Annotated in this window: 19 protein-coding genes; 6 read left to right on the top strand and 13 right to left on the bottom strand. The window is 70.5% G+C overall.

Going from position 1 to position 19,207, the window contains the following annotated elements; translation table 11 throughout:
* Window positions 1-5: 5 nt before the first annotated feature.
* Genes STVA_RS05575 through STVA_RS05560 form a run of 4 tightly spaced genes read left to right on the top strand, consistent with a single transcriptional unit; the run spans window position 6 to window position 3,781 of the window.
* Window positions 6-953 carry an ABC transporter permease gene (locus tag STVA_RS05575; RefSeq protein ID WP_123689572.1) on the top strand — a complete coding sequence of 316 codons (948 nt, stop codon included), beginning with the start codon at window positions 6-8 and terminating at the stop codon, window positions 951-953.
* A complete protein-coding gene (locus STVA_RS05570) occupies window positions 950-1,807 on the top strand; it encodes an ABC transporter permease (protein WP_123689573.1) in 858 nt (285 codons plus the stop codon). The genes STVA_RS05575 and STVA_RS05570 overlap by 4 nt, the downstream gene beginning before the upstream one ends.
* 10 nt (window positions 1,808-1,817) lie before the next feature.
* Window positions 1,818-2,801, top strand: coding sequence for an ABC transporter ATP-binding protein (locus tag STVA_RS05565; RefSeq protein WP_123689574.1), 984 nt, complete (start codon window positions 1,818-1,820; stop codon window positions 2,799-2,801).
* On the top strand, window positions 2,798-3,781 hold the full coding sequence (locus STVA_RS05560) for an ABC transporter ATP-binding protein (protein WP_123689575.1): 984 nt from the start codon (window positions 2,798-2,800) through the stop codon (window positions 3,779-3,781). Before STVA_RS05565 ends, STVA_RS05560 begins: the two co-directional genes overlap by 4 nt.
* Window positions 3,782-3,809: 28 nt before the next feature.
* On the opposite strand, the gene STVA_RS05555 is transcribed toward STVA_RS05560, so the two are convergent.
* From STVA_RS05555 to STVA_RS05535, 5 genes are all read right to left on the bottom strand, one after another.
* The gene (locus STVA_RS05555) at window positions 3,810-4,640 is read right to left on the bottom strand and encodes an ABC transporter permease (RefSeq protein WP_123689576.1); all 831 of its coding nucleotides are present in this window, start codon (window positions 4,638-4,640) and stop codon (window positions 3,810-3,812) included.
* 24 nt (window positions 4,641-4,664) lie between these two features.
* On the bottom strand, window positions 4,665-5,735 hold the full coding sequence (locus STVA_RS05550; RefSeq protein WP_123689577.1) for an extracellular solute-binding protein: 1,071 nt from the start codon (window positions 5,733-5,735) through the stop codon (window positions 4,665-4,667).
* A 2-nt stretch (window positions 5,736-5,737) separates the two neighbouring features.
* On the bottom strand, window positions 5,738-6,820 hold the full coding sequence (locus tag STVA_RS05545; protein WP_123689578.1) for an ABC transporter ATP-binding protein: 1,083 nt from the start codon (window positions 6,818-6,820) through the stop codon (window positions 5,738-5,740).
* Window positions 6,817-7,587: an ABC transporter permease gene (locus STVA_RS05540; protein WP_123689579.1), complete on the bottom strand. Its 771-nt coding sequence runs from the start codon at window positions 7,585-7,587 to the stop codon at window positions 6,817-6,819. The genes STVA_RS05545 and STVA_RS05540 overlap by 4 nt, the downstream gene beginning before the upstream one ends.
* A 61-nt stretch (window positions 7,588-7,648) precedes the next feature.
* Entirely contained in the window at window positions 7,649-8,296 is a 648-nt protein-coding gene (locus STVA_RS05535) for an SLOG cluster 4 domain-containing protein (RefSeq protein WP_245978302.1), read from the bottom strand.
* Window positions 8,297-8,371: 75 nt separating this feature from the next.
* Between STVA_RS05535 and STVA_RS05530 the strand changes: the two genes are divergently transcribed.
* Entirely contained in the window at window positions 8,372-9,169 is a 798-nt protein-coding gene (locus STVA_RS05530) for a DeoR/GlpR family DNA-binding transcription regulator (RefSeq protein WP_123689580.1), read from the top strand.
* A 28-nt stretch (window positions 9,170-9,197) separates the two neighbouring features.
* Here the strand turns inward: STVA_RS05530 and STVA_RS05525 are convergent, their stop codons facing one another.
* The 5 genes from STVA_RS05525 to STVA_RS05505 are packed head-to-tail and all read right to left on the bottom strand — an operon-like array spanning window position 9,198 to window position 14,387.
* Entirely contained in the window at window positions 9,198-10,151 is a 954-nt protein-coding gene (locus STVA_RS05525; protein WP_123689581.1) for a hydroxymethylglutaryl-CoA lyase, read from the bottom strand.
* Window positions 10,152-10,160: 9 nt separating this feature from the next.
* Window positions 10,161-11,672, bottom strand: a complete 1,512-nt coding sequence (locus STVA_RS05520) for a tripartite tricarboxylate transporter permease (RefSeq protein ID WP_123689582.1) — start codon at window positions 11,670-11,672, stop codon at window positions 10,161-10,163.
* A gap of 8 nt (window positions 11,673-11,680) precedes the next feature.
* Entirely contained in the window at window positions 11,681-12,115 is a 435-nt protein-coding gene (locus tag STVA_RS05515) for a tripartite tricarboxylate transporter TctB family protein (protein WP_142235670.1), read from the bottom strand.
* On the bottom strand, window positions 12,112-13,095 hold the full coding sequence (locus STVA_RS05510) for a Bug family tripartite tricarboxylate transporter substrate binding protein (RefSeq protein ID WP_123689584.1): 984 nt from the start codon (window positions 13,093-13,095) through the stop codon (window positions 12,112-12,114). Before STVA_RS05510 ends, STVA_RS05515 begins: the two co-directional genes overlap by 4 nt.
* Before the next feature lie 56 nt (window positions 13,096-13,151).
* Window positions 13,152-14,387, bottom strand: a complete 1,236-nt coding sequence (locus tag STVA_RS05505) for a CaiB/BaiF CoA transferase family protein (RefSeq protein WP_123689585.1) — start codon at window positions 14,385-14,387, stop codon at window positions 13,152-13,154.
* A gap of 106 nt (window positions 14,388-14,493) precedes the next feature.
* Between STVA_RS05505 and STVA_RS05500 the strand changes: the two genes are divergently transcribed.
* Window positions 14,494-15,243 carry an IclR family transcriptional regulator gene (locus tag STVA_RS05500; protein ID WP_123689586.1) on the top strand — a complete coding sequence of 250 codons (750 nt, stop codon included), beginning with the start codon at window positions 14,494-14,496 and terminating at the stop codon, window positions 15,241-15,243.
* Between the two features lie 30 nt (window positions 15,244-15,273).
* On the opposite strand, the gene STVA_RS05495 is transcribed toward STVA_RS05500, so the two are convergent.
* The 3 genes from STVA_RS05495 to STVA_RS05485 all read right to left on the bottom strand — a co-directional run bounded on the left by STVA_RS05495 (window position 15,274) and on the right by STVA_RS05485 (window position 19,187).
* Entirely contained in the window at window positions 15,274-17,724 is a 2,451-nt protein-coding gene (locus tag STVA_RS05495; RefSeq protein WP_170216443.1) for a sensor histidine kinase, read from the bottom strand.
* Between the two features lie 69 nt (window positions 17,725-17,793).
* Window positions 17,794-18,489 carry a histidine phosphatase family protein gene (locus STVA_RS05490; protein WP_170216444.1) on the bottom strand — a complete coding sequence of 232 codons (696 nt, stop codon included), beginning with the start codon at window positions 18,487-18,489 and terminating at the stop codon, window positions 17,794-17,796.
* Entirely contained in the window at window positions 18,474-19,187 is a 714-nt protein-coding gene (locus STVA_RS05485) for a hypothetical protein (RefSeq protein WP_142235669.1), read from the bottom strand. The genes STVA_RS05490 and STVA_RS05485 overlap by 16 nt, the downstream gene beginning before the upstream one ends.
* Between the last annotated feature and the right edge of the window lie 20 nt (window positions 19,188-19,207).

Raw genomic sequence — 19,207 nt, 5'->3', positions numbered from 1 at the left:
AGCGAATGACCCTCTTCCTCCTGCGACGATTCGGGACCCTGATCGGGACCCTGCTGGCGGCGTCGCTCGTCGTGTTCCTCGTCCTGGAGGTGCTGCCGGGTGACCCCGCCCAGGTGATGCTGGGGGTCGACGCGCAGCCCGACACGGTCGAGGCGCTGCGCCGCAAGCTGGGGCTCGACCGCCCGCCGGTCGAGCGCTACCTCGCCTGGGTGGTGGGGCTGGCGACCGGCGACCTCGGCATCAGCTACACCTATTCGGTCCCGGTGTCGGAGCTGATCGCCGAGCGGCTGGTGCTGACCATCCCGCTGGCCCTGATCGCCATGGCGCTGACGGTGGTGCTGGCGCTCAGCCTCGGCCTTTATGCCGCCAGCCATCACGGCCGGCCGGGCGACTGGGGCGTCATGGCATTCGGCCAGCTCGGCATCGCCATTCCCAACTTCTGGTTCGCGATCCTGCTGATCCTCTATTTCTCGGTCCATCTCGGCTGGTTCTCGGCCGGCGGCTTCCCCGGCTGGGGGGCGGGCATCCTCCCGGCCCTGCAGTCGCTGCTGCTGCCCGCCATCTCGCTGGCCATCGTGCAGGCCGCCATCCTGGCCCGCGTCACCCGTTCGGCCGTGCTGGAAGTGCTGCGCGAGGATTTCGTGCGCACCGCGCGCGCCAAGGGCCTGTCCCGGCGCCAGGCGCTGTGGCGCCATGTCCTGCGCAACGCGCTGATCCCCGTGGTCACCATCATGGGCCTGCAATTCGCCAACCTGCTGACCGGCACCATCATCATCGAGAACGTGTTCTACCTGCCCGGCGTCGGCCGGCTGGTGTTCCAGGCGATCACCCAGCGCGACCTGATCGTGGTGAAGGACGTGGTGGTGCTGATCGCAGCCCTGGTGGTGGTGGTGAACTTCCTGGTCGACGTGCTCTATGCCGTCATCGACCCCCGCCTGCGGAGCCGGCGATGAGCGACACGGCCATGCAGCGGCCCGGCACCATCCGCCGGGCCTTCCGCCACCGCAGCTTCGCCATCGGCGCATTCCTGACCGGGCTGGTGGTCCTGGCCGCCGCCGTCTCCTATGTCTGGACGCCCTATTCGGCGATCGAACTGGCGGTGCCACGCAAGCTGCGCCCGCCCTCGGCCGACCACCTTTTCGGCACCGACCATTTCGGCCGCGACATCCTGTCGATGATCATGGTGGGGGCGCGCAACTCGATCGCGGTCGGCGTCGTCGCGGTGGCCATCGGCTGCTCGGTCGGCACGACGCTGGGCCTGCTGGCAGCCGCCCGGCGCGGCTGGATCGAGGAGCTCGTGATGCGCTTCTCGGACTTCACCTTCGCCTTCCCCGCCATCCTGTCGGCCATCATGATCACCGCCCTGCTGGGGCCGGGCACGGTCAACTCGATCCTGGCCATCGGCATCTTCAACGTGCCCGTCTTCGCCCGGCTGGCGCGGGGTGCGGCCAGCTCGATCTGGGCGCGCGACTTCATCCTGGCCGCGCGCGCGGCGGGCAAGGGCACGACGCGCATCACGATCGAGCATGTGCTGCCCAACATCCTCAGCATCATCATCGTCCAGGCGACGATTGCGTTCGCGCTCGCCATCCTGGCGGAAGCCGGCCTCTCCTATCTCGGGCTGGGCACCCAGCCACCCTTGCCGAGCTGGGGCCGGATGCTGAACGACGCGCAGACCTTCATGTACGACGCCCCCTATCTGGCGGTCTTCCCGGGCATCGCCATTGCGGTCGCCGTGCTGGGCCTCAACCTGCTGGGCGACGGGCTGCGCGACCTGATCGACCCCCGCCTGGCGCGCAAGCGATGATGGTCCGGCGATGACCCTGCTCGAGGTCGAGGACCTGACGGTCGCCCTGCCCACCCGCAACGGCTGGGCGCGGGCGGTGCGCGACCTGTCCTTCTCGCTCGACCGCGGGCAGACGCTGGGGCTGGTCGGCGAGTCCGGCTGCGGCAAGTCGATGACGGCGCTGGCGCTGATGGGCCTGTTGCCCGACGGCGCGCGCGCCTCCGGCCGGGTGGCGCTTGATGGCCAGGAGCTGCTGACCATGGACGAGGCCGACCTCTGCCGCATCCGCGGCAACCGCATCGCCATGATCTTCCAGGAGCCGATGACGGCGCTGAACCCCTTGCAGCCGATCGGCCGGCAGGTGGCCGAGCCGCTGCGCCTGCATCGCGGCGCCAGCCGGGCCGATGCCGAGCGCGAGGCCGTGCGCCTGCTGGACCGGGTCGGCCTGCCCAACGCGGGCGAGCGCGCGCACGCCCCGCCGCACATGCTGTCGGGCGGCCAACGGCAACGCGCGATGATCGCCATGGCGCTCGCCTGCGAGCCCGACCTGCTGGTGGCCGACGAGCCGACGACCGCACTCGACGTCACCATCCAGGGCCAGATCCTCGACCTCGTCATCGAGCTGGTGGACGAGCGCGGCATGGGCCTCATCCTCATCACCCACGACCTGGGCGTGATCGCCGAGACGGTCGACCGGGTCATCGTCATGTATGGCGGCGCCGGCGTCGAGGAGGCCGGGACCGAGGCCCTGTTCCAGTATCGCGCCCACCCCTACAGCCAGGGGCTGTTCGCCGCCCTGCCGCAGATCGGCCTGGCGCGCCGCGCCCGGCTGGAGCCCATCCCCGGCACCGTGCCCGACCTGGCAGACCTGCCGGCCGCCTGCACCTTCGTCGATCGCTGCCCGATCGCGGCCGGCGCCTGCCGCGCGGCACCGCCGCCGCCACTTGCCGTGGGCCCCGGCCATCGGGCACGCTGCATCCGCCTGGACGAGGCGCGAAGAAGGAGCATCCCATGATGCCTCCGGACGATCCGGCCGGCCCACCCGTGCTGCGGACCGCCGGCCTGCACCGGCGCTACCCGCTGCCGCGGCGCACCCTGTTCGGCCCGCGCGAGGCCGTCCACGCGGTGAACGGCGTCGACATCGTCATCCCCGAGCGCGACAGCCTGGGCATCGTCGGCGAGTCCGGCTGCGGCAAGTCGACCCTGGCGCGCCTGGCCATGGGGCTGGAGGCGCCCAGCGCCGGCTCGGTCGAGATCCGCGGCGAGGACCTGGCCGCCGTCGACGCCCCCACCCTGAAGCGCCTGCGCCGCGCCTTCCAGATGGTCTTCCAGGACCCCTACGGCTCGCTCAACCCGCGCCACACGGTGGGCCGCATCGTGGCCGAGCCGCTGGACGCGCTGGAGCGCGCCGGCGACCGGGCGCAGCGGGTGGAGGAGGTGCTGCGCGCCGTGGGCCTGCGCCCGGCCGACACCGGCAAGTACCCGCACGAATTCTCGGGCGGGCAGCGCCAGCGCATCGCCATCGCCCGGGCGCTCGTCACCCGTCCGGCGCTGATCGTGCTGGACGAGCCCGTCTCGGCGCTCGACGTCTCGGTCCAGGCGCAAGTGCTGAACCTGCTGAAGGACCTGCAGGAACAGTACGGCCTGGCCTACATGCTGATCAGCCACGACCTGGGCGTGGTCGACTATGTCTGCCGCCAGGTGGCGGTCATGTATCTGGGCCGCATCGTCGAGGAAGGCCCGGCCTCGCTGCTGTTCGAGCGCCCGGCCCACCCCTACACCCAGGCCCTGCGCGCGGCCGTGCCCAACGCGGCCGCCGCCAACCGCCGCCGCCGGCGCCCGCGCCTGCAAGGCGGCGTGCCGAGCCAGACCCACCTGCCCCCCGGCTGCGCCTTCGCCGACCGCTGCCCCATCGCCGAAGCCCGCTGCCGGGTCGAGGTGCCGCTGCTGCGCGAAATCGCCCCCGGCCAGCGGGCGGCGTGCCACCTGGCGTAGTCCGGTGCCGCTGCGGCGGCCCCCTAGACTAATGTGAGGGCCGCCGCCGGCCCGACAGCGCCTCGCCCAGCACAATGACCAGGCTGCACAGCGCCACCAGCACGATCGAGATGGCGGCCGCCGCCGGCAGGTCCGTGCCTGTCTCCGACACCTTGCTGTAAAGCAGCAGCGGCAGGATGTTCACCTGCGTCCCGGCCAGCGCCAGCGCCGTGCCGTAGGCGCCGATGGCGACCGCCGCCGTCAGGCAATAGGCCGCCAGCAGGCTGGGCACGATCTGCGGCAGCAGGATTTCCACGACCGTGCGGAAACGCCCTGCACCCAGCGAGCGGGCAGCGGCGAGCTGGGCCGGATCGAAGTTGCGCAGGGCCGGCAGCACCACCAGCACGACCCGCGGGATCAGGTAGTAGGAATAGGCAAGGCCCAGCCCGGCCGGGCTGAAGATGAGGCCACCGACCACGGCCGGGTCGAAGCCGACCATGGCCAGGAGCTGGGTCAGGAAGCCCGCGCGGCCCAGCAGCAGGATGAAGCCATAGGCGACGATCAGGCCCGAGAAGGTGAGCGGCAGCGAGATCGCGAAGAGGGCGGCCGTGCGCCGGGCGGGCGACATGCGGGCCAGGGCCGCTGCCAGCACGAAGCCCACCACCAGCGAGAAGGCCGGTGCCACGGTGCCCAGCAGCAGGCTGCCGCCCAGGCCGTTCCAGAACACCGGGTCCGACAGCAGGGCCATGAAGGCGACGCCGCCGTCCGACCCGGCCTCGGCCAGGATCAGCGACAGCGGTAGCAGGAAGAACACGGTGAACAGCACGACCCCCGGCAGCAGAAAGGCCAGCAGCAGCGGCCGGGGGACGTGCGGCGTCATCGGTGGAAGCCTGTGCCCGAGGCCTCAGCGGCCCAGCACGGCCTTGGCCCAGCCGGTCTCGATCTCGGCCTTCTTGGCGGTCGCCTTGGCGATGTCGATCGGCTTCAGCTGGGGTGCCGGCGGCAGCTTGTCGGCGACGCTGTCGGGCAGCTTCACGCCCGGCACCGCCGGCCGCACGAAGCCCTCGGCGAAGATGCCCTGCCCCTCCTCGGTCATGATGTAGTTGAGCCACAGCTTGCCGGCATTGGGGTTGCGCGCCCCCTTCACCAGGCTGATCGCGTAGGGGGCGGCGGCCGACGCCTCCTTGGGCATGACGACAGCGATGTTGTCACCCATGCCGTCCAGGAACTTGGCCTTCAACCCGTCATTCTCGTAACCGATCCAGATCGGGATCTCGCCCTTCAGGAACTGCGCATAGGGCGTGGTGCCGACGGTGCGCAGCACGTTGCCGGCCTTGGAGAGCTGGCCCAGATAGTCGATGCCGGGGGTGACGTTGTCCATGTCGCCGCCATTGGCGAAGGCAGCCGCGAAGGCCACGACCTGGCCCTGGCCCGTCGAGCGCGGGTCGAGGTACACCACGGCGTTCTTGTATTCGGGCTTCAGCAGGTCGGCCCAGCCGGTCGGCACCGTCTTCACCAGCTTGGTGTTGACCAGGAAGGCGACGTTGAGGGTGTGGATGGTGAACCACTGGCCGCTGTCATGGCGGAAGGCGGCCGGCAGCTTGGCGAAGTTCACCGGCTGGAAGTCGGCCACCAAGCCCTTGGCCGCGGCATCGAGGGCAGAGGCCGCGAAATAGTAGGCCGTGTCGGCCTGCGGGCGGTTGCGCGCCTTGTCGAGCGCCACCACGGTCGCGGCCGAGCCCAGGTCGTTGTAGACCATCTCGATGCCGGGATAGCGCTTCTGGAACGCCTTGAACTGCGCGGCCCAGTTGGCCCAGGTCGGGCCGGTGTCGAAGGAGACGACGATCCCCTCCTTCTGGGCGGCCTCATAGAGGGTGCGCTCGCCGGCATAGAGCTCGGCACCCTCGAATGCCTGTGCCGCGGGCGAGAGCGCCAGGCCGGCGGCGACGGCCGCCGCGAACATCCGCTTCTTCATGGTCACGTCGTTCCTCCGTTGGTGGGGGCGTGGGTGGGGGCAGCGGCGGGCAGCAGCCGGACCGCGGCGGGCGGGACATGCACGGCCGCGATGGCATCCTGGGAATGGGTCTCGAGCCGGACGACCCCGTCCGCCACGGCAAGATCGACCCGGCGCACCGGCCCCAGGAACCGGTCGGAAAGGATGCGGCCGGCAAAGGTGCCGGGCGGTGGCGACGGCCCCGGATCGGGCGCCGGCAGCACGCGCTCGGGCCGCACCAGGACGGTGACGGCCGTGCCCGGCGCCAGGCCGGCGGTGTCGCAGGGAAGGTCGCCGATGGCGGCGCGGACGCGGCCCGGGCCGGCGACGACGGCCGGCCACAGGTTCGACTGGCCGACGAAGGCAGCGACCAGCGCGTCGGCCGGTCTGTCGTAGAGCTCGCGCGGGCTCGCCACCTGGATCAGGCGTCCCTGGCGCATGACGCAGACGCGGTCGGCGATCGACAGCGCCTCCTCCTGGTCGTGGGTGACGAGCAGGGTGGCGATGCCGGCGTCGCGCTGGACGCGCAGGATCTCGTCGCGCATCTCCACCCGCAGGCCCGGATCGAGCGCCGACAGCGGCTCGTCGAGCAGCAGGCCGTGCGGACGGAACACCAGTGCCCGGGCCAGCGCGACACGCTGCTGCTGCCCGCCGGATAGCTGGGCCGGATGATGCCCGGTGCGGTCGCCCAGCCCGACCCGCGCCAGGGCGTCGGCCGCCTGGCGCCGCCGTTCCGTCCGCCCCAGGCCGCGCACCTTCAGGGGATAGGCGACATTGTCGAGCGCGGTCATATGGGGAAAGAGCGCATAGGACTGAAAGACCACGCCCAGGCGGCGCGCCTCCGGCGCCAGCAGGCTGACGTCGGCACCGTTGATGCGGATCTGCCCGGCATCCGGCCGGGCGAAGCCCGCCAGCAGCTTCAACAGCGTCGTCTTGCCCGAACCGGACGCGCCAATGACGGCGACCAGTTCGCCCTCGCCGATCTCCAGGTCGATGTCGAACACGCCGGCCTCGCTGCCGGGATAGCGGTAGCCGACGCCGGTGTAGGAAAGTGCCGCCTTGCTCATCGCGCCCTCGCCAGTCGCGCCGTGGCGCTGCTCAGCACCGAGGCCGTGACCGCCAGCACCAGCAGGACGACGGTGGCAGCACAGGCAAAGCCCGTGGCGCCGTAGAACGCCTGGAGCAGGACGACGGGATAGGTGCGCGACAGGAAGCCCGCGACCAGGTTGGAGAGCTGGAATTCGCCGATCGACAGGGCCGCCACCGTCAGCATCGCCGACAGGAGGCTGGTCGCCACCATCGGCAGCACCACGTCGCGGAAGCGCGCCAGGAAGGGCGCACCCAGCGTGGCGGCGGCCTGCTCGTACTCGGCCAGGCCAAGCTGCTGCATGTCGGCCGCCAGCGTGTTCACCGTATAGGGCAGGGTCAGCACGACATGGCCCGCCACCAGCAGCCAGAAGCTGCCGAGCCAGGGCAAGGTGTCGGACGAGAAGACCAGGATGAAGCCGAAGGCCAGCACCAGGTCGGGCACCGCTATCGGCAAGAGCGTGAGCAGGCGGGCCGCGACCCGCACGCCGCTGCGGGCGGCCGACTGGATGGCGTAGGCCAGGGGCAGGCCGATCAGGACGTTGAGGACGCAGGTGAGGCCCACCACCTGGAGGCTGGTGACGAAGGCGCGCCGGAAGCTGGGGTCGGTCGCCACCTCGACATACCAGCGGCCGGTGAAGCCGGTCGGCAGCAGCGTGTTGGTCCAGCTCTGCCCGAACGACCCGACCAGCAGCAGCACCATCGGCGCGAACAGGAACAGGAGGTAGAAAACGGTGACGAACGCCATGCTTCCCCCTCCCCCTTCTAGTTGCGACCGAATTCGACCATACGGGCGGCCGATGATCGTTTTATGACACCGACACCGCTGGTCGCAGCAGATGGTCCGCGATCCGGTCCATGGCCTCGTCGACCGAGGCGCAGGCGACCGCGCCGTCCACCGCCGGGGCCTTGTCCAGGGTCAGCACAAGGCGATCGAAATGCAGGCCGAACGCCATCTCCGACAAAGTGCCGTAGCCGCCGCCGACCGCTACCAGCACGAGGCAGGCGCGCGCGATCAGCGCATTGCGCGCCTGGCCGATGCCGGTCGCGATGGGGATGGCGACGTAGGGGTTGGCGGCGTCCCATTCAGTGTCGGGCAGCAGGCCGATCGGGCTGCCGCCCGCTTCCAGATTGCCCTTGCAGGCGGCTTCCATCACGCCGCCACGCCCGCCGCACAGCAGTTGCAGGCCGATCTCGCCCAGGCGGGCGCCCAGCGCCTCGGCCAGGGCGAGTTGTGCCGGCGTCGCCTCGCGCGGGCCGATGATGCCGACCGGCACACGCCGCGCCCGGCCGCGCAGCACATATTCCAAGCCGGTCGTCGCCGACACCGGCTGCGCGTCGGGTGGAACGGGGGCCGGCACGGCAGCCGGCGCCCAGGCCAGCGCCCAGCCGTCGAAGCGGGCACCATAGCGATGGAGCGACCGGTCCATCGCGGACCAGAGCAGCGTTCCTGGCATTCGACCCGTCCCCTCCCGCGACGCCGGCTGCGTTAGCGCTGGCGACATCATTGGGATGTAAACTATCTTACATCCATGAACACGCAAACGGCTTTTTCCAGCCCGCCAGAGGACGAGGTCGGCCAACGCCGGCAGGCGATCCTGGCGATCGTGCAGGAGCAGGGCTTCGCCACCATCGAGGTGCTGGCGCGGCAGTTCGGCGTGTCGGCGCAGACCGTGCGGCGCGACATCGTACATCTAGATGGCGAGGGCGCGGTGCGCCGCTTCCATGGCGGCGCCGGCCTGCCGGAGGCGCATGGCCGCCTGCCCTATGCCGAGAAACGCGCCGTCGCCCCCGACGCCAAGGAACGGATCGGCCGGGCCGCGGCCGCCCTGGTTCAGGACGGCGCCTCGGTGTTCCTGGATGTCGGCACGACCGTGGAGGCCATCGCCCGCGCGCTGCGGGGGCGGCGGGCCTTGCGCGTCTTCACCTGCTCGCTGCCCGCCGCCACCCTGCTGGCCGACGCGGCCGATGGGCCGGAGCTGTTCGTGCTGGGCGGCCTCGTGCGCGGCGCCGACGGCTCGCTGACCGGCGACGCCACCACTGCCGCCATCGCCCGTTTCCGCTTCGACTGGGCCTTCGTCGGCTTCTCGGGCTGCGAGCCGGACGGCACGCTGATGGATTTCGACCTGGCCAAGGTGGCGGTCAAGCAGGTCGCCATCGCCCGCAGCCACGCCGCCGTCGCCGTCGGCACCGCCGACAAGTTCACCCGCACGGCACTGGTGGCCGTGGCCGGGCTCGATGCCTTCTCTTGCCTGGTCACCGACCGGGCGCCGCCGGCGGCCCTGGCCGAGCCGATGGCGGCCGGGGCCGTCCGGCTGGTGACGGCATAGGCCGCCGCCCGCCGGACGGCCCTGCCCGTCAGTGCTGGGTCTTGTAGCGGTTCAGGGTCCCGCCCTTCATCACCTTGCCCGGCAGCTCGTGGCCGACGAACCCTTCGGCCATGCGGGCGACCTCGACCAGGGCGTCGAGGTCGATGCCGGTCTCGATCCCCATTTCGTGGCAGGAGAAGACCAGATCCTCGGTCGAGACGTTGCCGGCCGCCCCCTTGTGGCCGGCGAACGGGCAGCCCCCCAGGCCGCCGACCGAGGCGTCGAAGTGGGTGACGCCCATCTCCATCGCCGCCACCGCATTGGCGACGGCCTGGCCGCGGGTGTCGTGCAGGTGCAGCTTGATGCGCAGTTCGGGCCAGCGGTCGCGGATGAGGCCGACCAGGCGCTTCACTTGCATGGGCGAGGCCCAGCCCATGGTGTCGGCTAGGTTGAGGGTCTTCAGCTTGCAGTCATGGTCGGCCATCACCGCCTCGGCCCGGGCGATCAGCTCGACCACCTTGGCCTCCGGGATGTAGCCCTCGAAATTGCAGCCGAAGGCCGCCATCAGGCCGAGCGTGCGCACCTCGACACCGGCCGCCTTGTAGCGGGCGATCCACTCCGGCATCTCGGCCAGGGTGTCGTCGATGCTGCGATTGGTGTTGCGGCGGATGAAGGTCTCGCTGCACGTCATCGTCAGCTTGCCGTTGACGTCGACATGGCCATTGGCGATCGCGCGCTCCAGCCCGCGGGCGTTCAGCCACAAGGCGCGGTAGGCGACGCCCTCCTTTTTGCGGATGCCGGCGAAGACCTCGTCGCCATCGGCCATCTGCGGCACGGCGCGGGGATTGACGAAGGACCCCGCCTCGATCTCGGGCAGGCCGGCGTCGGCCAGCGCCTCGATCATACGGATCTTGTCGGCGGTCGGCACGAAGTTGGGCTCGATCTGGAGGCCATCGCGCGGCCCCACTTCCAGGATATGGACCGATTTCGGCAGGTCGGACATGGGTCTACCTCACTCGACGACAGGACGTGGTGCGCCGCTGCGGCGGCGGCGAAGCTCGTAGATGATGGCGGCGGCGACCATGCCGATGGTGACCAGGTGCAGGCCGATCGACAGCGGGCTTTGCAGCAGGATCGCCCAGTCGCCGCCGCTGGCCTGCATGGCGCGGCGCAGGTTCTGTTCCATCGGCCCGCCCAGCAGCATGCCCAGGATCAGCGGGATCATCGAGAACCCCATCTTGCGCATGCCGAAGCCGAGGATGCCGAAGCCGGTCATGAGCAGCAGGTCGAAGGCGCTGTTGCTGATCGAATAGACACCGACATAACTGATGACGACGACGATCGGCATCAGGTAGCGGGTGGGGATCGTCAGCAGGCGCGCGAAGATGCCGACCAGCGGGATGTTCAGCACCAGCAGCATGAAGTTGCTGACATAGAGGGCGGCCACCAGGCCCCAGATGAGGTCTGGCTGGCGCTCGAACAGCAGCGGCCCCGGCTGGATGTTCAGCGTGACCAGCATGCCCAGCATGATCGCCGTGGCGCCGCTGCCGGGGATGCCCAGCGTCAGCATCGGCACCAGGTTGCCGCCGGCGGCCGCGTTGTCGGCCGCCTCCGGTGCGGCCACGCCGCGCGGGTCGCCCTTGCCGAAGGTGCCGTCCTTGTCGGAGATCTTCTTTTCCAGCGTGTAGCCGAGGAAGCTGGCCATCGTGGCACCCGCCCCCGGCAGCACGCCGATGACGAAGCCAAGCGCGCTCGCCCGCAGGGTCGCGGCCGGAAAGATCAGGTCGCGGAAGGACGAGCGGATCTGCCCGACCGGCAGGCGCTTGGCCTGCCCGCCATCCTTGTCGGCCAGGAACATCAGGAATTCGCTGATCGCGAACAGGCCGATGGCGGCGACCACGAAGTCGATGCCGTCATAGAGCTCGTAGCTGTCGAAGGTGAAGCGCGGCTGCCCGCTGGCGGGATCGAGGCCCACGGTGGCGAGCGCCAGGCCGACCAGGCCGGCGATCAGCGTCTTGGCCGGGTTGGCGCCGCCGACGCCGCCGACGGCGACCACTGCCAGCACGAAGAGGGCGAAATATTCGGGCGGGCCGAAATAGATGGCGGCCTTGGCCAGCAGCGGCGCGCAGATGGTGAGGCCGATGGTGGCCAGCGTGCCGCCGACGAAGGACGAGATGGCCGAGATGGCGAGGGCGTCGGCCGCCTTGCCCTTGAGCGCCATCGGGTAGCCGTCCAGGCACGTCATCACGGCGGGCGCGTCGCCCGGAATGTTGAGCAGGATGCTGGAGATGCGGCCCCCGAACATGGTGCCGTAATAGACGCTGGTCAGCAGGATCATCGCCTCGACCGGCGCCAGCTTCATGCTGAAGGCGAGCGGGATCAGGATGGCGATGCCGTTCACCGGGCCGATGCCCGGCAAGGCCCCGATCACCGTGCCGAGGAAGCAGCCGATCAAGGCCAGCACGAGGTTCATCGGCTGGAGGGCGACGCCGAAGCCCCCGCCCAGTGAGGTAAGGATGTCCATGGCCCGCCTCAGCTTCCCGCGAACAGCTTGCCGGCCGGCAGCGCCAGTTCGAGCCCGTAGGTGAACAGCACGTAGCAGCAGACGCTGACGGCCACGCCGGACGCCGCGGCCGGCACCGGCCGCGCGCCCAGCATCGCCGCCAGCAGCCCGGCCAGGACCGATGTCGCGACGACGAAGCCGACCGGCACCAGCAGCAGGGCGTAGGCCAGCATCAGGACGACCGACGCCCCCTGCACCACCAGCACCATGCCACCGTCCCAGCGCGGTTCCGGGTCGGGCCGGAAGACCAGCCACAGGCCGAGCGCGGCGATCATCGCCGCCAGCACCTGCGGAAAGACCGCCGGCCCGACCGGATCGGAGAAGTCGGCCTCATAGAAGCCGGCCGACCACCCGTACCAGGCCGCCAGGATCATCAGCCCAAGGCCAACGATCCGGTCGCTCACTTGATGACCCCGATCTCCAGCGACAGCGACCGCAGGTCTGCGACCGACTTGCGGACGTAGGCCTCGAAATCCTTGCCGCCGATCCAGTTGGGCGTCAGCCCGCTCGCCTCGGCGGTCTTCTTCCACTCGTCGGTGTCGTAGAGGCGCTTCAGCCCGTCGACCATCTTGGCGTACTCGGCATCGGTGACCTGCCCGCCGGTGTAGAAGCCGCGCCAATTCAGGCCGACCACGTCATAGCCCTGCTCGCGGGCGGTGGGCAGGTTGGCGAACTTGCCCGGCAGGCGGTCCTGCGACAGGGCCGCGAGCACCCGCACCTGGCCGGATTCGACGAAGCCCGAGATTTCGCCCAGGTCGGTGGTGACGACGCCGATATGCCCGCCCAGCATCTGCGTGACGGCGCTGCTGCCGCCGTCGAACTGCACCCAGCGGATCTTCCGCAGGTCCGGGCCGGGGATGCCCGCCGCTCGCGCGACGAGCAGCAGCCGCAGGTGATCGTAGCCGCCGGCACCGCTGGAACCGCCGGTTACCGCCACGCCGGGATTGGCCTTCATCGCATTGATGAGGTCGGCCAGCGTCTTGTAGGGCGAATCGGCCTTGACCATGACGACGCCCGTGTCGGCGCCCAGCATGCCGAGCCAACGCATGCGCTCGGCGTCGCCGGGATAGCGCTTCTGGGCAATCTGGGTCATGCCGACGCTGCTGGCCGCCACGATCAGGTTGCCGTCCTTCATCCGGTTCTCGGACACATGGGCAAAGGCCACGGCGCCGACGGCGCCCGGCATGTTCGTCACCTGGATCGGCCGGTCGACGATCTTCAGCTCATGCAGCAGGCGGCCGACGGTGCGGCAGGTGAAGTCCCAGCCGCCGCCGGGTGCCGCAGGCGCGATGCATTCCGGCTTGGCGCCGGCAAAGCCCGATACCGTCAGGGCGGCGGCGAGCAGCAGGGCGACGCGCGCCCCGACCTTGGCATGTCTCTTCATCTCTCTGGTCCCTCCCGTGGGGTGATTTCTTGTCCAATCCTGGGCAAAGCTAAACATCATTCCGCGGCACTGCGCGAGCCCCCGACCGCACCAAGGTCGAGGATGCCGGCCGCCGCCAGCCGCTCGATCTCCAGCGGGTCGACACCGGCAGCGGCCAGCACCGCACGGGTATCCGCACCGGCCGCCGGCGGCTGCATCCGCAGGCCCGGCCGGGCGCCCGCCATCTCGATCGGCAGGGCCGGCAGGCGCGCGCGCAGGTCCGGCCGCAGGTCGACGTCCAGCAGGCCGCCCTCGGCGTTCAGATGCGGGTCGTCGAACAACTGGTCGGGCCGCGCCACCGGGGCGCAGGGGATAAGGGCCGCGCGGCAACGCTCCAGGATCGTGTCGACGGCGATGGTGGCGAACAGGGCGCCCAGCCGTTCGATGAGGCGCGGCTTTTGGGCGACGCGCTGGTCGTGGGTCGCCAGGCCCGGGTCGTCGCGCAGGTCGTCGATCGGGAAGGCCTGGCAGAAGCGCAACCAGTGCGCCTCGCTGGTGACGCCGATGAAGACCGGCCCGTCGGCCGCCTCGAAGACGTCGTAGATGCACCAGGCAGCGCCACGCCGGCCCGGCATCGGCGGCACCGGATGGCCGACCATGGCCGAGGCCGCCATATGCTGGGTGACGAGAAAGGCCGTCGATTCGAAGAGCGCGCTGCGCACGAGCTGGCCCATGCCGGTACGGTCGCGGTCGCGCAGGGCGGCCAGGATGGCGACGACGCCGAAGACGCCGCCGAACAGGTCGACGACCGAGGCTCCCGCCCGCAGCGGCCGGCCGGGCGGGCCGGTCATGTAGGCCAGCCCCGCCTGCATCTGCACCACCTCGTCCAGCGCCGGCAGATGCTCGTACGGGCCGGGCAGGTAGCCCTTCAGCGCGCAATAGACCAGGCGCGGGTTGATGGCGCGGGCATCCTCCCAGCCCAGGCCCAGCCGCTCCATCACGCCGGGCGCGAAGTTCTCGATCACCACGTCGGCCTCGCCCATCAGGCGGTGGACGATGTCTCGCCCCTCCGGCTGCTTCAGGTCGATGCAGACGCTGCGCTTGTTGCGGTTGAAGCTGCCGAAGAAGCCGATGGCGAAGCCCGGCAGGCGGCGCGTGCGATCGCCGCCCGGCGGCTCGATGCGCACGACGTCGGCGCCAAGGTCGGCCAGGACCAGCCCGCAGCTCGGCCCCATCACCGTATGACCGAAATCGAGTACCCGGATGCCGGCGAGCGGCAGCGCCGCTTCGTCAGCGGCGGCGGCAACGGTCATCTCTCGTCTCTCTCCCCCGCCGGCTGCTCGAAGGGCGCCAGCTTGATCGGATTGCAGTGTTCTGCTAGGCAGAACACCAGTTCTGATACAGCCAGTCTGTGGGAAGATGCCGAATCCTGTCAAGCAAGCGGACGCGGCGGCCGAGCCGAAGGCACGCCGCCGCGAAGCGGACGGGGCTGCTGCCGTCGACCGCGCGCTGCAGGCGCTGCTGGCGTTCCGGGAGGGCGACCGCGGCCTGACGCTGGGCGAGCTGTCGCGGCGCACCGGCCTCTACAAAAGCACGCTGCTGCGCCTGCTGGCCTCGCTCGAGAAGCAGCGCTTCGTGCTGCGCCGGGCCGATGGCAGCTACGGGCTGGGGCCGACGCTGTTCCGGCTGGGGTCGCTCTACGAGCGCTCGCTCGACCTGCGCGGGGTGGTGGAGCCGGCCTTGCGCGCGCTGGTCGCCGAGACCGGCGAGAGTGCCTCGCTCTATGTCCGCGAGCGCGATCGGCGCCTCTGCCTGATGCGCATCGACAGCCGCCAGAACGTGCGCGACCACATCGTTCCGGGGGCCTTGCTGCCGACCGACCGGGGTGCGGCCGGCCGGGTGCTGCTACGCTACGAGGCCGGGCCGGGTGCGGATCGCGGCCGGGCGCTGGTGGTGACCTCGATCGGCGAGCGCGACCCGGAACTGGCGGCCGTGGCGGCCCCCCTCTTCGACCGCGAAGGCCGGCTGCTGGGCGCGCTCTGCGTCGCCGGCACGGCCACCCGCTTCGCCGACGCGGACCTGATGGCGCGGGCGCGCGCGGCCATACTGGCGGGCGCCCGGGCCGTCACCGGCATCCTGGGCGGGCCGGCGGAACTGTTCGACGCGTAAGAAGAAGGCCGATCCACCGGCCAGCGTCGATCAGCCGGCCCGCCTGCCGGCGGTGGCGGCGCGCGCCGGGAACGACATCTCGCAGACCAACCCTTCGGGCTCCCAGCGCTTGTCGACGGTGCCGCCGATCTGGCCCTCGAAAAGCATGGTGATGAGGCGCGAGCCGAACCCCTTCTTGGGCGGCGTGCCGTCCAGCCTGGGCCCGCCGCGCTCTGCCCAGTGCAGGTGAATGCGCTCGCCCTCGATCCGCCACGTCACGGACAACTGGCCGGATCCGACCGACAGGGCGCCGTACTTCGCGGCGTTCGTCACCAGTTCGTGCAGCGCCATCGAGATGGGCTGGGCCGCGTCCACGCCCACGGTCACGGGCGGCCCCTCGACCTTGATGCCGAGGTCCTCGCCGCTCCCGCCGCGGCGGAACGGCTCGAGCTCGCTTTCGACGATCTCCCGCAGTTCGGCCCCCTGCCAGCGCCCCCGGCCGAGCAGGCCCATCGTCTGGCCGAGGGCCCGCACCCGGCCGTCCAGGATCCGCACGAGTTCGCCCGGGGTGTCCGCCTTCGTCATGCGCAAGAGACTGGAAACCACTGCCAGGGCGTTCTTGGCGCGGTGCTCCACTTCGTGCGCCATCATGCTCGTCAGCTCTTCGGCCCGCTTGCGATCGCTGATGTCGTAGGCGAGGCCCATCAGCCGTTCCTCCGCCATCTGCGGCGCCTTGATCTGCCTGGCCCGTACGGCGATCCAGAGCGGCTCCGACTTGCCCTCGGCGCCGGTGCGCAGGAGGCGGAACTCGGCCCGGAAGCCGCCGGTGCGACGAACGTCCCGGAGAAGGGATCGCAAGCCCCGGCGGTCATCGGGATGAATCCGCGAAAGCACGTCGACCAGCGTCGGCGTCTCGTCGCCAGGCTCCAAGTTCCAGAGCTCCCTGAACTTGCGCGAACAGGTCAGTCTCCTGGTCGCCGGCACCCACTCCCAGGCACCGATGCCCAGCGACTCCTGCGCCAGCCGGAGCCGCGCATCGCTTTCGGCCAGGGCCAGCTCGGTGTTCCGCAGGGGGGTGACATCGACATGGGCCCCGCGCATCCGCACGGCGCGACCGTTGGCGTCGCGGGTGATCTCGCCGCGCGCGGCGATCCAGCGCACCTGGCCCGACGGCGTGACGATACGGTAGGTCTGGGCGTAGTCGGTATCGCCGCTCTCGTCCGACAGCGCGCGCAGCACCTCGCCTTCCGCGCGCTGGCGGTCGTCGGGGTGCAGCCGCCTTGCCCAGTCGTCATGGCTTTCGCCGGTCGGGACCGCCGGCAGTCCCTGCACCGACATGTATTCGGCCGATCGCCGATTCATCCCGGTCACGATGTCGTATTCGAAGGTGCCGATCAGCCCGAAGCGCTTCACCCGGTCGAGACGGTCGGTGCTGAGGTCATTGTCGCGCTGAAGGTCGCGGTTCATGCCGGAAAGACGCCGCTGGTCGCGCCCCACCCAGAGACCCAGCACGAACAGGCCAAGCGTCGCCGGCAGCCCGAAGGCCATGTGCGGCAGCATGACCTGCCACCAGTGCGATACGATCTCGGCCTGCGCACGGGTGATGACGGCGTAGACCGGGAAGCCCTCTATCGACCGCATGGCCGCCAGGCCGCCGTTCCCGGACGTAGCCGTACTGGACGGATAGACGGCGCTCTTGGCACCCTCACCTGCCAGCACATGGAACGGACTGGCGAGATCGACCCTGGGCAGGGGGGTGGAATCGGCGACTGCACTCGTCGTACTGATCGCGTAACCATCGGTGCGCACCAGCGCCATCTGGTCGGTCGGCAGCGGCAGCAGTCGCCGCATGCCCTCGGCCAGGACATTGGGGTTGACCGAGACCGCGACCACGCCGTCGAACCCATCGGCTGTGGGGGGATTGCCGGTGTCCCGGCGCGCCCGGCTGACGGAAAACAGCAGCCGCCCATCGAAGCGGCCGACGAAAGTCCGGCTGACGTGGACGGGTGGCGGCCTGGGGCCGCTCAAGGCTTGGAAATAATCTCGGTCGGCCAAGGATGCGCTGGACGGCACCCGGTTCACGGTGCTCGCCAGCAGTGGATAGCCATTGTGGTCGATGACATAGACGAGCTCGGCTTGCGAGAGCTCGGATCCGATGCGCTTCAGGTCTTCATGCAGAATGGCTTCATTGTCACGGATCTGGGTATCGGACAGTCCGCGCAAGCGGTCGTTCACCCGTCCGGCCACCAGACTGTAACTCTCCAGCGTCCGCTGGCCATATTCCGCGGCCGAGAGTGCCGCTCGCCGGACCTCGGATTCCGCATCCTGCCAGACGGCCCGCCAGTTCAGCCATCCCACCAGGGCCAGAATGGACAGCGGGACCAGGATCGCCGCAATCGGTAAGACGCTCGACAGCCGCAGCAGGCCTCTGGTCGGAACATTCAGCGGGCGCGCCTGCCGAAGGGAAGACGTCAGCCCTTCCCTCCCGACCTGGTGGCCCATCGCTGTATCGCCCATCGCTGCAAGCCTAGCCGACACTGATGCAGGCCGGCCGGGTTCTTGGCAATAGGCCTAGTTGCCCAGATCGTCCTCGAGCATCGCCTGGAGGAACTCCATGTCGCCGTCCCGCAGGCAGAACAGCCCGTCCTGCGGCTGCGGCTGGTCAAGCGCGGCCAGCGGATCGAGGCCGCCGTAGAGGCCGCGCAGCACCCGGCCGGAAAAGCCGTGCGAGACGGCGATGGTCGGGCCGTCGACCTCCGCCAGCCAGCCGCCGAGCCGCGCCATCATGGCCGCATGGGTCTCGCCGCCGGGCGGCCGGAAGAAGCGTTCGTGGCTGGTGGCGCCGTCGAGCGCGCCCGGGAAGGCCGCCTCGATCTCGTCCCAGGTCATCCCCTCCCAGGCGCCCAGGCCGATCTCCATCAAGCGCGGGTCGTAGTCCACCGGCAGGTCGAGGGCGGCCGCGATCGGCGCCATGGTGGCGCGCGTCCGGCCGAGCGGGCTCGACACCAGCCGCACCGGCGGCCGCTTGCCCAGCGTGCGGGCCAGCAGGTCGGCGATCGCCAGCGCCTGGCGCTGGCCGCGCGGCGTCAGCGGCGAATCATGCTGGCCTTGCAGCCGGCGCTGGGCGTTCCATTCCGTCTCGCCATGGCGGACCAGCCAGACCACGGCGCCCGGCCGGGTCTCGATGCGGGTCAGCAGGGGGGCCGCCGCCGGGTCGCCAGCGAGGGAGCCAGCTGCCAGGGAACCGGCGGTCAGGGAAACTTGCATCGATCCACCGTCACATTGATGAAGCCGCGGGCACCGCGCGCCATGCGCACCCGCCATTCGGCGCCGGCGCCGATGATCGTCTGGTCGAGCGGCAGCGAGCCCTGCACCTGGCGCTCGCTGTCGCCGGCGATCAGCACGACCTGCACCGGCTTGTCGCCCTCGAAGAAGGATTGCGGCTGGTTGTTGCGCGGATTGAGCGCGGCCTCGCCTTGGCCGCTGACGCGCAGCAGCCCGCCGCCGAACCCGGCCTCGGTACCACCGCCGCGATAGAGCGGCACCTTGACGTAGAAGCGCTTGTTCTCGGGCGGCTCGCAGGATCGCTTGGCCTCGAGCATGGCGACCACCGCGGTGATGCGCTGGGGGGCGATGCCCTCCTCCAGCTTGATCTGCACCTGGCGCTGGATCTCCTGCGCCGGGCCCTTCGGCACCTCGCGGGCATAGCGCTGCTCGAGCTGCTGGTAGGCGGTGCGGAGCTGCCCGACGCCGGCCTCGGCCTCGCCCTTGGTGCGCAGCAGGCGGTCGTTCGTCTCGGTCAGTTCGGCGATGCGGCTGTCGAGCGCGTTGATCTGGCCCGCGGCAAACTCGCCGCCCAGATAGAAGGTGAACGCCAGCAGCGCCGACACCGCGCCGATCGCGAGCAGCGTGCCCCAGACCCGTGCCCGCCCCCGGCGGCGGCGCCTATCCTCTCGAAAACTCAAGCTCATAGCGCTCCAGCCAT

This window comes from Stella humosa, from assembly GCF_006738645.1.
GTDB classification, from domain to species: domain Bacteria; phylum Pseudomonadota; class Alphaproteobacteria; order ATCC43930; family Allostellaceae; genus Allostella; species Allostella humosa.
This window is presented reverse-complemented; position numbering and strand designations above follow the sequence as displayed.